Source organism: Bacteroidota bacterium (assembly GCA_018692315.1).
Classification (GTDB): domain Bacteria; phylum Bacteroidota; class Bacteroidia; order Bacteroidales; family JABHKC01; genus JABHKC01.
Map to the genome: position 1 here is coordinate 20,372 of JABHKC010000233.1, position 15,034 is coordinate 35,405.

The 15,034-nt window shown below is 32.7% G+C and carries 12 protein-coding genes; 7 read left to right on the top strand and 5 right to left on the bottom strand.

Features of this window, described 5'->3' with window-relative positions:
- Nucleotides 1–226: 226 nt before the first annotated feature.
- From rseP to polA, 4 genes are all read right to left on the bottom strand, one after another.
- Entirely contained in the window at nt 227–1,654 is a 1,428-nt protein-coding gene (rseP, locus tag HN894_17095) for an RIP metalloprotease RseP (GenBank protein MBT7145041.1), read from the bottom strand.
- 111 nt (nt 1,655–1,765) lie between these two features.
- Complete coding sequence (locus HN894_17100; GenBank protein MBT7145042.1) at nt 1,766–2,929, bottom strand: 1-deoxy-D-xylulose-5-phosphate reductoisomerase; 1,164 nt, start codon at nt 2,927–2,929, stop codon at nt 1,766–1,768.
- A gap of 28 nt (nt 2,930–2,957) precedes the next feature.
- Nucleotides 2,958–3,824: a M23 family metallopeptidase gene (locus HN894_17105; protein ID MBT7145043.1), complete on the bottom strand. Its 867-nt coding sequence runs from the start codon at nt 3,822–3,824 to the stop codon at nt 2,958–2,960.
- A gap of 59 nt (nt 3,825–3,883) precedes the next feature.
- Nucleotides 3,884–6,691, bottom strand: coding sequence for a DNA polymerase I (polA, locus tag HN894_17110; protein ID MBT7145044.1), 2,808 nt, complete (start codon nt 6,689–6,691; stop codon nt 3,884–3,886).
- 122 nt (nt 6,692–6,813) lie between these two features.
- Between polA and HN894_17115 the strand changes: the two genes are divergently transcribed.
- The 7 genes from HN894_17115 (at nt 6,814) to HN894_17145 (ending at nt 14,000) form a co-directional block, all read left to right on the top strand.
- Nucleotides 6,814–7,692: a cell division protein FtsX gene (locus tag HN894_17115; protein MBT7145045.1), complete on the top strand. Its 879-nt coding sequence runs from the start codon at nt 6,814–6,816 to the stop codon at nt 7,690–7,692.
- Nucleotides 7,693–7,702: 10 nt separating this feature from the next.
- Nucleotides 7,703–8,053, top strand: coding sequence for a DUF3098 domain-containing protein (locus HN894_17120; protein MBT7145046.1), 351 nt, complete (start codon nt 7,703–7,705; stop codon nt 8,051–8,053).
- Nucleotides 8,054–8,105: 52 nt separating this feature from the next.
- Nucleotides 8,106–8,900, top strand: a complete 795-nt coding sequence (locus tag HN894_17125; GenBank protein MBT7145047.1) for an undecaprenyl-diphosphate phosphatase — start codon at nt 8,106–8,108, stop codon at nt 8,898–8,900.
- Between the two features lie 99 nt (nt 8,901–8,999).
- Nucleotides 9,000–9,683 (top strand): tRNA pseudouridine(55) synthase TruB, encoded by a 684-nt coding sequence (gene truB / locus HN894_17130; protein MBT7145048.1) that lies wholly within the window; start codon nt 9,000–9,002, stop codon nt 9,681–9,683.
- Nucleotides 9,684–9,737: 54 nt separating this feature from the next.
- Complete coding sequence (gene queA / locus HN894_17135; protein MBT7145049.1) at nt 9,738–10,784, top strand: tRNA preQ1(34) S-adenosylmethionine ribosyltransferase-isomerase QueA; 1,047 nt, start codon at nt 9,738–9,740, stop codon at nt 10,782–10,784.
- A 343-nt stretch (nt 10,785–11,127) separates the two neighbouring features.
- Complete coding sequence (locus HN894_17140; protein MBT7145050.1) at nt 11,128–12,978, top strand: 2-oxoacid:acceptor oxidoreductase subunit alpha; 1,851 nt, start codon at nt 11,128–11,130, stop codon at nt 12,976–12,978.
- Nucleotides 12,979–12,980: 2 nt separating this feature from the next.
- Complete coding sequence (locus tag HN894_17145) at nt 12,981–14,000, top strand: 2-oxoacid:ferredoxin oxidoreductase subunit beta (protein MBT7145051.1); 1,020 nt, start codon at nt 12,981–12,983, stop codon at nt 13,998–14,000.
- Nucleotides 14,001–14,122: 122 nt separating this feature from the next.
- Here HN894_17145 and hypB read toward each other — a convergent pair whose 3' ends face one another.
- Complete coding sequence (hypB, locus tag HN894_17150; GenBank protein ID MBT7145052.1) at nt 14,123–14,953, bottom strand: hydrogenase nickel incorporation protein HypB; 831 nt, start codon at nt 14,951–14,953, stop codon at nt 14,123–14,125.
- Nucleotides 14,954–15,034 lie beyond the last annotated feature (81 nt).

Here is a 15,034-nt window from a genome sequence, read left to right on the forward strand (position 1 = left end):
TGTTATACAATAAATTTGATATTATTCGAGACAAGAAATTAAAATGCTTTGTTGCAAAACTTATTAAAAATCCTTAAAAAATGTAGCAAGTTAAATATTTTTTATCAATTATTTGCTCTTATGCTTGTAATAGTGTGATTATGAATATTTAATTAGTTTTATTAGCTTATATAACAGCATTTTACATGAAATTAAAATATTGATATTTAAATCTTATCTATTCAAATTAAAACATCTCAACCCCAATTAGTCTTAAGATATCGTTCAAGTTTGCATAAATCAAGAGTGTGAATAAAAGTATCATTCCAATTATTTGCGATATTTCGAGAAACTTATCGCTTGGTTTTCTTCTTGTAACAATTTCGTACAAGAGCAATGTTACATGTCCTCCATCGAGAGCCGGAATTGGCAGAACGTTCATAAAAGCTAAAATTATAGAAAGAAATGCAGTCATTTGCCAAAATACTGCCCAATCCCAGGTTTTAGGAAATAAACCACCAATTAGCCCAAAACCGCCCAATTGTTTTGCTCCTTCTTTCGAAAATACTAATTTCATTTGTTTTACATAGCCAACCAAAACATCTACTCCATAACTTATTCCGGCAGGAAAAGACTCTATGAATGAATATTCGGTGGTTTTTACTTCATAAAAATGTGAAGGAGGTTTTGCATAAACTCCCAACTTTCCTTCTTCTCCAATTTCTGCTTTTAAAAATATTTCATTGAAATTTCGTTGAAGTTTCACTTCAATTTCCTTATTTCGATGTTTACTTATTTCATATGCAAATTCATAAAAAGAAGGAGTTTCAATACCATTTATTGCAAGCAATTTATCGTTTCTTCTTATTCCTGCTATGTCAGCCGCGCTATTTTCAATTATGCTGTCGGCAATATATGGATATCTAAATCCTCCGAAAGGAGTGGTTCTAACTCCTCTTTTTAGCATCATTTCCGGAAAATTTTCAGGAACAGGAATTTTTTCAATTTTGTTATTTCTTTTTACGGTAATTGTTTTTACATTATCAACTAACAAATGTTCAATTATGTCTCGAAATTGTTCAATCTTGTAAGTATCAACATACTGGACAATATCCCCGTGCTGCAAACCAATTTCAAGCCCAAGCGTATCCCAAACTGCTCCATCGGTTCCGTTTTCTACTGGTACGTACGATTGTCCCCATGTAAATAATATCATAGAGTAAATGAAAAGTGCTAAGACAAAATTAACGAGCACACCGCCAAGCATAATTAATAATCGTTGCCAGGTAGTTTTAGACCTAAATTCCCAGTTTTCCGGCTCTTTTTGCATTTGCTCCATATCGAGCGATTCGTCAACCATACCAGATATTTTTACAAAACCGCCCAAAGGAATCCAGCCCATACCATATTCAGTAGTAGTAAATGGTTCAGTTTCTTCCTTATTTTTTTCAAAAAATTTGATTTTCCAGCCGTCTTTTGTTTTTTTCAACTTGAGAATAGAAAACCAAGCATTGAAAAAAAGATAAAATTTCTCAACTCGTGTATTAAAAATTTTAGAGAATGCAAAATGTCCAAATTCATGAAGAATAATCAGCAATGACAGGCTTAAGAAAAAGCCTAAAGTTTGATATTTTATACTTGCCAAAAATTCAAACGCTTGTAAAAAAAAGTCCATATGATATTTTAAATTTCAGATTAAAATTGATTTTATATTTATAGTATATCGCGATGCTATCGAAAGTTTTCACCTATATTTTATATAATTAAGTCTCCAATAAACATTAAATTATAAAAAATATTGTTTGCATAAATCATTTGCAATTTGCCGTGCTTCAATATTGGTTTCAACATAATCGTCGTAGCTTGGGTTTTTAATAAAACTTACCTTGCCCATGGTCGATTCTATGATTTCCGACATTGATAAAAATCCAATTTTTTCATTTAAAAAAGAATTCACTACAATTTCGTTTGCAGCATTGATTATACATGGCATATTTCCTCCCGTTTTCATCGCCTCAAAAGCGAGCACAAGATTACGAAATTTTTTGTTATCAACTTCCTCAAAAGAGAAATTTGGAAAATTAGAAAAATTGAAACGAGGAAAATTCGATTTAATCCTTTTTGGATAAGAAAGAGCATATTGTATTGGCAGTTTCATGTCGGGTAGTCCGAGTTGTGCTTTAATGCTGCTATCGGAAAATTGTACCAGAGAATGAATTATAGATTGTGGATGTACAATAATTTCAATTTGTTCGGGTCGTACATCGAACAACCATTTTGCTTCTATAGCCTCAAAACCTTTATTCATTAAGGTTGCAGAATCTATGGTAATTTTATTTCCCATGTTCCAATTTGGATGCTTGAGTGCATCATTTTTTGTTACTTTTTTTAAGCTTTCAAAATCTAATTGACGGAAAGGTCCACCAGAGGCTGTTAGAATTATTTTTTCTATTTGATTATGCATTTCTCCAGTAAGGCATTGGAATATAGCCGAATGCTCGGAATCAACCGGAATAATATCTACTTGTTTTTTCTTGGCAAGCTGCATTATCAAATCGCCGGCAATCACAAGAGTTTCTTTGTTGGCAAGAGCAATATTTTTTCCCCAGGAAATAGCATTAATTGTTGGAAGAAGCCCTGAATACCCCACCATCGCAGTTAGTACAATATCTATTGAATCGTACTCAACAACCTGAGAAATTGCTTTTTCGCCGGCAAAAACTTTTATCTGGCTTTTGGTTAGAGCCGTTGAAACTTCATTATACTTGTTTTCATTTGCAATTACCACTGTCGATGGCTTAAATTTCAGAGCTTGAGAAATTAAAAGTTCGGCATTGTTATTTGCAGTAATCACTTCTACCTCGAACAAATCGCTATGATTTTCAATAACTTCCAATGCTTGTTGTCCTATTGAGCCGGTTGATCCTAAAATTGCTATTCTTTTTTTCATTTGCGTTTTTTTTCGATTTGTCAAAAAATTAGAAAACTATGTGATTTTGCGGATCCAATGGAATTCCGTTGTGCCACAACTCGAAATGAAGGTGCGGACCGCTCGACAATTCTCCCGAATCGCCAACAATAGCAATTGCTTCGCCAGCAGATACCTCATCGCCTACATTTTTAAACAATTTTGAATTGTGCTTATAGATTGACAACAAATCGTTTTCGTGTTGAATTTGAATTATATATCCATTCTCTATCGACCAGGTTGCAATAATGACCGTTCCCGGTAAGGTTGAAGAAACGACTGCATCTTTTTCGGAAACGATATCTATACCAAAATGCTCATTCATTTTTTCAAACTTAGATATTATCAAGCCACTTACAGGTTTATAGAAATGAATATTGCTAAATACATTTGCACGCTCGTTGTTTTCGAAAGCAGTAATGTTATACTGGGCTTCGTTTTCAATTTTTCTACGCAAAGCGGAATCCTCCTTCGATCGTTCGAACTTTATGTCGCTGTACACTACCTCTGCTTCCTTTTCAGGAACGTGTACGACTGGCTCTTTTCCTTCAATTATATTCTTCAGATTTTGAAAATATTGGTCTTTCAATTTTAGTTGATAGTTCAGAGAATCTACCTTCAGAGCATTGGAAATAATCATACGTCTCATATTTCCATCAGGATATCCTGGTATAAATTCTCGTAAACCCGTGAAGGCAATCAAAACCGTAACTAAGGCTATTAAAATTATAATTGAAAATCCTATTGAAGCAAAAACATTCAACCTCGACAAACGAAATGAAAAAACCTCTTCGAAAGTATTTTCATTATATATTTTAAGATGGTACTTATTTTTTAATTTTTTTATTAGTTTTTTATCTTTTTGGCTTTGTTCCATTTTGGACAATTTAATTATTCTTTGTTGGCTATTTGTAATTAGCAATTAGTAATTTAAAATCAGTGGGCTTCAAGCCAATTTTCCCCAACTCCATATTCAACAATTAAAGGAACTTTTAATTGTACGGCATTTTCCATTTCGGCAATCACAATTTTTTTCACTTCTTCCAATTCAGGTTTATAAACATTAAAATTAAGTTCATCGTGTACCTGAATAGTCATTTTCGATTTCATATTTTTTTGCTGGAATTTTTTATAAATATTTATCATTGCTATTTTTATAATGTCGGCAGCAGTACCCTGAATAGGTGCATTTATTGCATTGCGTTCAGCAAGCCCGCGAACAATTCCATTTCGAGAATTTATATCTGACAAAATCCTCCTTCTATCGAAAATAGTTTCTGAATATCCTTTACTCCTTACTTTTCTAATAGACATTTCCATGTATTTTTTTACTCCCGGATAGCTTTCAAAATAACTATCAATTAGTTGCTTGCTTTCTTTTCGCGAAATGTTAAGCTGACTTGCCAATCCGAAAGCAGAAATTCCATAAATTATTCCGAAATTAGCAACCTTAGCCATATTTCGCTGAGTTCTATCAACTTCATCGAGTTCAATTTTGTATATTTTTGAAGCTGTGGAAGCATGAATATCTTCTTGCTTGTTGAATGCTTCAACTAATGATTCGTCATTGCTCATGTGCGCCATCAATCGCAATTCAATTTGCGAATAATCTGCCGAAAAAAAAGTATAATTTTCGGATGTCGGAATAAAAGCTCTCCGAATTTCCCTTCCGTTTTCATCTTTTATTGGAATATTTTGCAAATTCGGATTGTTCGAACTTAAACGACCGGTTGCTGCAACTGCCTGATTGAACGAACAATGGATTTTTTGGGTTTTTTTGTTAACAAGTTTAGGTAGAGCTTCAACGTAAGTTGAATGAAGTTTTTTTAAGGATCTGAACTCCATAACTTTATCAACTATTGGATGCTTATCTCTCAATTTTAAAAGTACGTCTTCAGAAGTTGAATATTGCCCTGTTTTGGTTTTTTTTGCTTTTGTATTAATCTTCAATTTATCGAACAATATTTTTCCTAATTCTCTCGGAGACGATATATTAAATTGACTTTCTGAAAGGTGATGAATCACCTTTTCAATTTTGTCTATTTGCAAAATCAATTCTTTGGAAAAATTTTTTAGTGCATCTGAGTCTAATTTTACACCATAATCTTCCATCGATGCCAAAACATAAATTAGCGGCATTTCGATATCGTGAAAAAGCTTTTTTGCATTGGATTTTTCTAGATCAGCATCGAGAATTTTTTTCAACTGAAATGTTAAATCGGCATCTTCGCAAGCATACTCTTTGACTATTTCGACAGGAACCTGCCTCATATTTTTTTGATTTTTCCCTCTTTTACCAATCAATTCCTCAATCTGAACTGGTGAATAATGCAAATATTTTTCCGAAAGGAAATTTAAATTGTGCCGAAAATCTGATTCAATTAAATAATGTGCAATCATTGTATCAAACAAATTTCCATCAACTTCAATATCATAATTTTTCAGAACCGAAATATCATATTTTATGTTTTGTCCGATTTTAGAAATTCTGGCATTTTCAAACAAATTTTTAAACTTCAAAAGCAAAAGTTTTGATTGATTCTGGTCTGTGGGAAAAGGGACATAATATGCTTTGTGGTTTTCGAAACAAAAAGAAATTCCAATCAATTCTGCGTTTTGGGTATTTAAACTTGTAGTTTCGGTATCGAAACAAAACTCCTTGAGATTTTGAAGTTCGGAGATTAAATTATCAATTTTTTCATCAGTATCGGAAATGAAATATTTGTGCTCTACGGAATTTATGTTTTTTAAGCTTTCGCTTACTTGTATTTCTTCAGCCTCGATAGTATTAGCAAACAAATTTCCCTGAGTGTATTGCTCTTTTTTCTCAGGAAGAATATCCAATTTTGGTTCTGATTTCTCTGTAGTATTTAAACGATTCAAAAATGTTCTAAACTCTAATTCGCTAAAAATCTCTTTCAGTTTTTCATTATTAGCATTTTTCATTTTCAAATCTTCCAATTTGCAATCAATTGGAACATTGGTATCTATCGTTGCCAATACCTTTGACATTTTTATTTGCTTTTCGAAATTTTGGAGAGTTTCTTTTTGTTTGGGTTTTAATTTGTCGAGATTTTCGTAAAGTCCTTCCAAACTGGCAAATTCAGAAATAAGCTTTTTAGCCCCTTTTTCGCCTATTCCGGGAGCACCAGGAATATTATCTGAACTGTCGCCCCACAGTGCCAAAATATCAATAACCTGCTTTGGTTCAGAGACTTGAAATTTTTCTCTAATTTGTTCAACTCCCAAAATTTCCGATTCTTTTCCTGATCGTCTCGGTTTATACATAAACACATTTTCTGTAACCAATTGTGCATAATCTTTATCAGGAGTCATCATAAAGACCTCAATATTTTCATTATCGGCAACTTTTGCAATTGTCCCTACAATATCGTCTGCCTCAAATCCGGGAACTTCAATAAGAGAAATATTATAGGCTTCAATAATACCTTTTATATAAGGTATAGATAATTTAATATCTTCGGGAGTTGGCGGTCTGTTTGCCTTATATTCCGAAAATATTTCGCTACGAAAAGTAAGACTTGAATGATCGAAAGCTACGGCAATGTGTGTAGGTTTTTCTTTAGTTAAAATTTCTTGTAAAATATTTGTAAATCCAAAAGTTGCTGAGGTATTTAAACCTTTAGAATTGCGTATAGGATTCTTAATAAACGCATAGTATGATTGATAAATCAAAGCATACGCATCAAGTAAAAACAACTTATTTTTCATAATTCCAGACATTTCATTTTGTTGCAAAAATACTTAAAGCTGTGAGATTGAAAAATTGGCAATGTGAATTTACAATTTACTGTAATTTTATATGTTTGAATATTTATATATTTGCAGCCTAATTTTTTTTGATAATGACTAATAAAAAAGACAAAATAACTATTTGGAAACTAAGAAATTCGTACCTAACAACTATTGTCAGTATTTTTTTAGTTTTGTTTTTATTAGGATTGTTAGGAATGCTGATTTTGAATGCAAATAAATTATCTGTCTATATAAAGGAAAATATTGGTTACTCAATAATTCTTAACGAAAATGCCAAAACACTTGATATTCGTAGATTGCAAAAAGAATTTGATGCTTCGAATTATGTAAAATCATCGAATCATATTTCGAAAGAACAAGCTGCTGAAGAATTGCAAAAAGAATTAGGCGAAAATTTTATAGATTTTCTTGGCTACAATCCTTTGCCTGTTTCCATTAATATTCAGCTATTTGCAGAATATTCAAACACAGATAGTTTACGAATAATAGAAGAAAAACTTCTTAGCTATCCACAAGTTAAAGAAGTAATTTACAAGAAATCTCTTATCCACGAAATTGATAAAAACATCAACAAGATAAGTTTTATAATATTGAGTTTTAGCGGATTACTATTTTTAATATCAATTGCACTAATCAACAATACTATTCGCTTATCAATTTATTCGAACCGTTTTTTAATAAAAACAATGCAACTTGTCGGAGCAAATGGAAGTTTCATCAGGAAACCTTACCTTTTCCAAAGTGCATTTCAAGGAATTATTGGAGCCTTGATGGCAATATCTTTGCTGATTGTAATAATTCATTTTGCACAAGATATGTTTGAAATAGTAAGTTTTAATGATCTTAATGTATTGATAACATTATTTCTATCAATAGTTGTAATCGGAATTATTATTGCAATATCTTCTACATATTTTGCAATCAACAAATATCTTAGAATTAAAACAGAAAAAATATATTACCACTAAAAAGTATTTTATGTCGAAAAAACAAGTTAAAAGTCCGAAAAAGAAAAGTCTAACAGACACTCCATCAAACAAATCAGTTCCAGCAGGAACTTCGAAAACAAGTAGCGTTGAATTTGCTCTAGGCAAAGAAAATTACATTTTACTGACAATAGGATTTATAGTTATTATCGTTGGTTTTTTGCTCATGATCGGTGGAGCACCTGAAAATCCGAACGATTTTAATCCGGAAGTTTTCAGTTGGAGGCGCATAACTTTGGCTCCGGTTGTTGTACTTTTTGGTTTTATTTTCGAGATATACGCAATTATGAAAAAACCCGACGATAATAGTTTTATTGCTAATTTGTTTTCTAAAAAACAATAAAGCTAAATTATTTTTTTATCTGTCTTAAATTATTTTTTCTAATACAATAAATATGGAGTGGTTTGAAGCATTAATTTTAGGAATTGTTCAAGGATTATCGGAGTTTTTGCCAATCAGCAGTAGCGGGCATCTCGAATTGGGAAAAGTAATCCTTAATTTAGACGATGCTGCCAGAAACAACATAACATTTGCAGTAGTTGTTCACGGAGCAACTGTTCTGAGTACTATTGTAGTTTTCTGGAAAGATCTAATCAGTATTTTTTCAGGCTTATTCAAATTTCAGTGGAACGATTCCTCGAAATATGTTGCTAAAATTGCAATTTCGATGATTCCTGTTGGAATAGTTGGAGTATTTTTTAAAGAACAAGTCGAAAGTTTTTTCACTGGAAATTTATTGTTTGTTGGCTCTATGCTTTTAATTACCACTACATTACTTGCATTTACATATTATGCCAAGCAAAAAGAAAAGGACATTTCTTTCCGAGATTCATTTATCATTGGAATTGCTCAAGCATTTGCAGTAATGCCAGGAATTTCACGCTCAGGCTCAACAATCGCTATTGGTCTCCTTCTTGGAAACAAAAAAGAACATATTGCAAAATTTTCTTTTCTGATGGTTTTAATTCCAATAATTGGAGCTAACCTAAAAGATCTTTTTAGTGGAGAATTTACAAACGATACAAGTGTTGGAGCTTTTCCTTTAATTGTTGGATTTGTATCGGCTTTTGTAACCGGCTGGCTCGCTTGTACTTTGATGGTAAATATTGTTAAACGAGGCAAACTAATATATTTTGCGATTTATACATTTATTGTTGCCATAATTGCAATTACCATCAGTTTTTTATAAACAACATTATAAAATCCCTCATATTTTTTTTATCATAAAATTTTACTAAAAGACGAATTGTTTGGAAACTTTCCGATAAATTCAATTTTCAAAACAACAATGGATTTTCAAGCAGGACAACTACTATTGATAAATAAATCTAAACATTGGACTTCGTTTGATGTTGTAAAAAAAATAAAATATTTAATAAGGAAAAAATATGGGTTTAAAAAAATAAAAGTCGGTCATGCCGGCACATTAGACCCATTAGCAACAGGACTTTTGGTGGTCTGTACAGGAAAATCAACCAAAACAATCCAAGAACTTCAAGCCAAAGAGAAAGAATATATTGCAAAAATTAAACTCGGCGCAACAACACCATCCTTCGATTTAGAAACCGAAATAAATGAGCAATTCGAGGTCGAACATATCACTAAAGAGTTAATATGCAATACCTTAAAAAAGTTCGAAGGAGATATTTTACAGGATCCACCAATTTATTCAGCAAAAAATATAAATGGAGAACGAGCATATAATTTAGCAAGAAGAGGCGAAAAAGTAGAATTAAAAGCAAAAAAAATACACATAGAAAAAATTGAATATATAAGTTATGATTCCGCTGTTTTGACAATAAAAATTCACTGTTCATCCGGAACATATATACGCTCTTTAGCAAACGACTTAGGTTATGCCATGCAAAGTGGTGCACATTTGATTGAACTTATAAGAACTAAAATAGGAATTTTTAACATTGAAGAATCGGTCGATATAAAAGAGTTTGAAGAAAATCTTAAATTATTGTAACAAAAACTACACCCTTACGTAGAAGTTACCCCAAAAAATAAATATAGAAATATTATGAAATTATCTCAATTCCGGTATGAATTACCTGAAAAATTAATCCCATTGCATCCAACAAAAAATAGGGACGAATCGAAGCTGATGGTTGTACACAGAGACACTGGCAAAATTGAACATCGTATTTTCAAGGATGTAATCGAATATTTTGACGATAAAGATGTTTTTGTTTTCAATAATACAAAAGTTTTTCCTGCAAGAATATTTGGCAATAAAGAAAAAACAGGAGCAAAAATAGAAGTATTTTTACTTCGTGAGCTTAGTAAAGAAAACCGATTATGGGACGTTTTAGTTGATCCTGCGCGAAAAATAAGAATTGGGAACAAATTATATTTTGGCAACGACGAACTTGTTGCAGAAGTAATAGACAATACCACTTCACGAGGCAGAACACTCCGATTTCTTGGTGATGGTGATTATGAAGATTTTAAAACAACGCTTTATAATCTTGGTGAAACACCTCTTCCAAAATTTATAAACAGAAAAACCGAAGAATTAGACAAAGAACGATATCAAACACTTTTAGCCAAGCACGAAGGAGCAGTTGCAGCACCTACTGCCGGAATGCACTTCAGCAGAGAGCTGCTAAAACGCCTTGAAATTAAAGGAATTGATTTTGCTGAAATTACACTTCATGTTGGATTAGGAAACTTCCGTAACGTTGAAGTTGAAGACCTCACTAAACATAAAGTAGATTCTGAACAAATTTTTGTATCGGAACAAGCTGCAAATATTGTGAACAATGCAAAAAACAATAAACACAATGTGTGTGCGGTAGGAACCACAGTTTTGAGAACATTAGAAAGTTGCGTAACCACACAAAAGTTACTTAATCCATTCGAAGGTTGGACAAACAAATTCATATTCCCACCATACGAAGTAAAAGTTCCGAACCGCATGATTTCCAATTTCCACCTTTCCAAATCTACTTTACTTATGATGGTGGCTGCTTTTACTGGTTACGACCTAATTTTTAAAGCCTACGATGTGGCAATAAAGAAAAAATATAGATTCGGAACCTATGGCGATGCTATGTTGATATTATAATTTGCCTTATAAATTAATATTACAATACTTCTTTTCTTAAAATAGTTAGTTTACAAAATACACAAAGTCATATTTAGCTGATTTACAGTTTATAACACAAAATATTTATACTTCATAAATCAATCTAATTTAAATAATAAAAAAATATTTTTTTTATATAAATATTTACATTTTATTAATAAAAACTTACATTTGTTGCCTGATTATTATGATTATTTAATTTATAAATTAATACTTCTAAGGCTAAGAAATAGATTAACTTTTTAGATTCATTACAACATAATATATAACTATATCTTTCATAAATCCCCTTGAAATATAATTAATAAACTATCAAAAGATTATGTCAAAAACAAATGAAGTTATTGATATTGAACAGGTTGTTGTTCGTTTCTCCGGAGACAGTGGAGACGGCATGCAACTCACTGGCACTTTATTTTCAGACACATCAGCACTATTAGGAAATAATTTAGCCACATTTCCCGACTACCCGGCCGAGATTAGAGCACCTCAGGGTACAGTTGGAGGAGTTTCCGGATTTCAAGTAAACTTCGGAAACACAACTATTTATACACCTGGAGACATGGCAGATATTCTGGTGGCAATGAATCCGGCAGCACTAAAAGCAAATTTAAGATGGATTAAACCAGGTGCTACAATTATTGTAGATAATGATAGTTTTACAAAGAAGTTTATAGAAAAAGCCGGTTTCGAAACCGATGACCCTATTAAGGAAAGTAAGCTTGAAGATCATAACATAATTAAAGCGCCTATTTCCTCTCTCACAAAAGAGTGTTTGAAAGATTCTGGAATGGACAATAAAACCATCCTAAGGAGCAAAAATATGTTTGCTCTCGGAATGGTTTATTGGCTTTATAACAGAACATTAGATTTTACAAATAACTTTTTTGAAACTAAGTTTAAAAAAACTCCAGCTCTTGTTGAAGCGAATAAAAAGGTGCTTCATGAAGGATACAACTACGCCGAAACAACAGAAGTTTTAAGCTTTAGCTACAAAATAAGTCCAGCGAAAATTGAAAAAGGCACTTATAGGAATATTAATGGAAATACAGCCACAGCTTGGGGAATGATTGCAGCTTCTGAAAAAGCCGGACTACAACTTTTTTGTGGCTCCTACCCTATTACTCCAGCCACTGAAATTCTTATTGAACTTTCGAAAAGAAAAGACCTTGGAGTAAAAACATTTCAGGCAGAAGACGAAATTGCAGGAATTTGTACAGCAATAGGTGCTTCTTTTGCAGGAAATTTAGCTGTTACCACAACTTCAGGACCTGGTCTGGCACTAAAATCAGAAGCTATTGGTTTGGCAGTTATTACTGAGCTGCCGCTGGTTGTCGTAAATGTTCAGCGTGGTGGACCTTCTACCGGATTACCTACAAAAACCGAACAAGCCGACCTAAATCAGGCTCTTTATGGTAGAAATGGTGAAAGTCCAGTAGTAGTTTTAGCTGCAAGCACGCCATCAGATTGTTTCGATTTTGCGTTCAAAGCAAGCAAGATAGCTTTGGAGCATATGGTACCTGTGATTCTTTTGACAGATGGATTTTTGGCAAATGGTTCAGAACCTTGGAAATTTCCAGCTATGGCAGACCTTCCGGATATAAAACCTCGAATTGTAGATGAAAACACAAAAGAATACTTGCCCTACAGAAAAGATAAAGAATTTATGGCAAGAGAATGGGCAATTCCGGGAACAAAAAATTTAGAACACAGAATTGGAAGTCTTGAAAAAATGATTGACACGGGCGCTGTTTCTTATGTTCCTGAAAATCATCAAATAATGACAGAACTACGTGAAGAGAAGGTACAAAGAGTTGTAAAATCTATTCCCGAATTAGAACTTTATGGCGATCGCGAAGGAGATTTATTAGTTATTGGTTGGGGAAGTACTCGTGGGCATTTATTGACTGCTATCAACGAAATGCGTTCCAAAGGCGCTAACATTAGTTTAGCACATTTCAACTATATAAAACCACTTCCTAAAAATACACAAGAAGTTTTATCGAAATTCAAGAAACTTGTTGTTTGTGAATTAAATATGGGTCAATTTGCCAACTACCTCAGAATGAACTTTCAAGAGTTTCATTACAATCAATATAACAAAGTGCAAGGGCTTCCTTTCACTATGAATGAATTAACTGAAAATTTCCACAAATTATTAGAAGAGAAATAGTCATGAGCGAAATTCAAACTAAATTAAGTCCAAAAGAATTTAAAAGCGACCAACAAGTAAGATGGTGTGCAGGATGTGGCGACCATGCCATTTTAAGTGCAGTTCATAAAGCGATGTCGGAACTTAGAATTCCGAAAGAAAAATTTGCTGTTGTTTCAGGAATTGGTTGTTCATCTCGATTTCCATATTATATGGATACATACAGTTTTCATGGAATTCATGGCAGAGCTGCCGCAATTGCATCGGGCGTAAAAGTTGCAAATCCAGATCTTAGTGTATGGGAAATAACCGGCGATGGAGATGCTTTAGCAATTGGAGGGAATCATTTTATTCATGTGATAAGAAGAAATGTTGATATAAACATTCTCCTTTTCAACAATGAAATATATGGCTTAACAAAAGGACAATACTCTCCTACTTCTAAAGATGGGCAAGTAACAAAAACTTCTCCTTATGGAACAATTGAACATCCATTTCATCCGGGAGAATTAGCTATTGGTGCACAAGGAAAATTCTTTGCACGTGCTGTTGATACAAATATGAAACTCGCTACCGAAATTTTTGTTGAAGCCGAAAAACATGAAGGAACTTCTGTGGTTGAAATATTGCAAAATTGCATAATCTTTAATGATAAAGCTTTCGGGCATATAACTGACAAAGAACATAAAGCAGACCGCCAAATTATTCTAAAACATGGAGAACCAATGATTTTTGGAAAAAACAATGACAAAGGACTCGTCATGGAAGGTATGCACCTTAAAGTTGTAAATATTGGAGAAAATGGAATTCCCGAAAAAGATATTTTAATTCATGATGCCCATGAAGAAATTCCATTTTTACATCTTATGCTTGTGAATATGTCTTATCCTAATTTTCCAGTTGCTTTAGGAGTTATACGCTCGGTTTCTGATTCTGTATATGATGTAAGAATTGAAGAGCAAATTGAAAATATCAAAAGCAAATCGAAAATAAAATGTGTTGACGATATGCTCAACAGTGGAAGTACATGGGAAGTGAAATAAATTATCTTTCATAATACTTGCTACTAAAAAACAGAAAAATTAGGAACAAAAAAATACCTTTCATAATAAATTATGAAAGGTATTTTTTTTGCTATATGTTGAGTGAAATATTATTCTAAAATCTATTCTGATTTCGAAATGTTTTTCAAATAATCATACCAGTTCTCTATTCCTTCACCGGTTTTCACCGAAACTTCAAGAAAGTCCAACTTATGGTTAACCTTTTTGGCATATTCTTTTGCCTTCTCAATATCGAAATCTACATATGGCAACAAATCGATTTTGTTAATAATACAAAGGTCCGAAGATTGAAACATTGAGGGATATTTCAATGGCTTATCTTCACCTTCAGTAACACTAATTACAACAACTCGTTTTGTCTCTCCTAAATCGAATAATGATGGGCAAACCAAATTTCCAACATTCTCAATAATTAAAATTGAATTATCGGAAATATTCAATTTTTTCACAGCTTTCATTACCATATCGGAATCGAGATGGCAACCATTTCCGGTATTTATTTGTATTGCCGGTGCTCCAGCTGCTTCAATTCTCTCGGCATCGTTCATGGTTTGTTGGTCGCCTTCTACGACAAAAAATTCTTTTTCAGCTTTTAAGTCTTTAATTGTTCGCTCCAGCAAACTCGTTTTTCCTGAACCAGGCGAACTAACTAAATTGAAAGCAACAACATTTTTTGCTTCAAAATATCCCCTATTCCTTTCAGCAAGAAGCTGATTTTTCCCCAATATATCCTGCTCAATTTTTATTTCGGTACCATGAGAATGATGATGATCGTGAGAATGGTGATGATGATTGTGAGAATGAGAATGCTCATGCTCCTCACCATCGTGAGAATGAGTATGAGAATGTTGGTGATTATCTTCAATATTTTCACCTGGTTTCCTGAAAGTTATATTATTTCCATCGCCTTCACAGCCACAAGTACTACACATAATTTCAATTTTAATTAAAAGGGAATTTGTTTAATGAAACGCCGAAGCGAATATTTTTCAATTCTGAAATATATTTGAAAA

Coding starts and splice junctions, on each gene's coding strand:
- rseP (MBT7145041.1), bottom strand. CDS start 1,654: ATGGACTTTTTTTTACAAGCGTTTGAATTTTTGGCAAGTATAAAATAT.
- HN894_17100 (MBT7145042.1), bottom strand. CDS start 2,929: ATGAAAAAAAGAATAGCAATTTTAGGATCAACCGGCTCAATAGGACAA.
- HN894_17105 (MBT7145043.1), bottom strand. CDS start 3,824: ATGGAACAAAGCCAAAAAGATAAAAAACTAATAAAAAAATTAAAAAAT.
- polA (MBT7145044.1), bottom strand. CDS start 6,691: ATGTCTGGAATTATGAAAAATAAGTTGTTTTTACTTGATGCGTATGCT.
- HN894_17115 (MBT7145045.1), top strand. CDS start 6,814: ATGACTAATAAAAAAGACAAAATAACTATTTGGAAACTAAGAAATTCG.
- HN894_17120 (MBT7145046.1), top strand. CDS start 7,703: ATGTCGAAAAAACAAGTTAAAAGTCCGAAAAAGAAAAGTCTAACAGAC.
- HN894_17125 (MBT7145047.1), top strand. CDS start 8,106: ATGGAGTGGTTTGAAGCATTAATTTTAGGAATTGTTCAAGGATTATCG.
- truB (MBT7145048.1), top strand. CDS start 9,000: ATGGATTTTCAAGCAGGACAACTACTATTGATAAATAAATCTAAACAT.
- queA (MBT7145049.1), top strand. CDS start 9,738: ATGAAATTATCTCAATTCCGGTATGAATTACCTGAAAAATTAATCCCA.
- HN894_17140 (MBT7145050.1), top strand. CDS start 11,128: ATGTCAAAAACAAATGAAGTTATTGATATTGAACAGGTTGTTGTTCGT.
- HN894_17145 (MBT7145051.1), top strand. CDS start 12,981: ATGAGCGAAATTCAAACTAAATTAAGTCCAAAAGAATTTAAAAGCGAC.
- hypB (MBT7145052.1), bottom strand. CDS start 14,953: ATGTGTAGTACTTGTGGCTGTGAAGGCGATGGAAATAATATAACTTTC.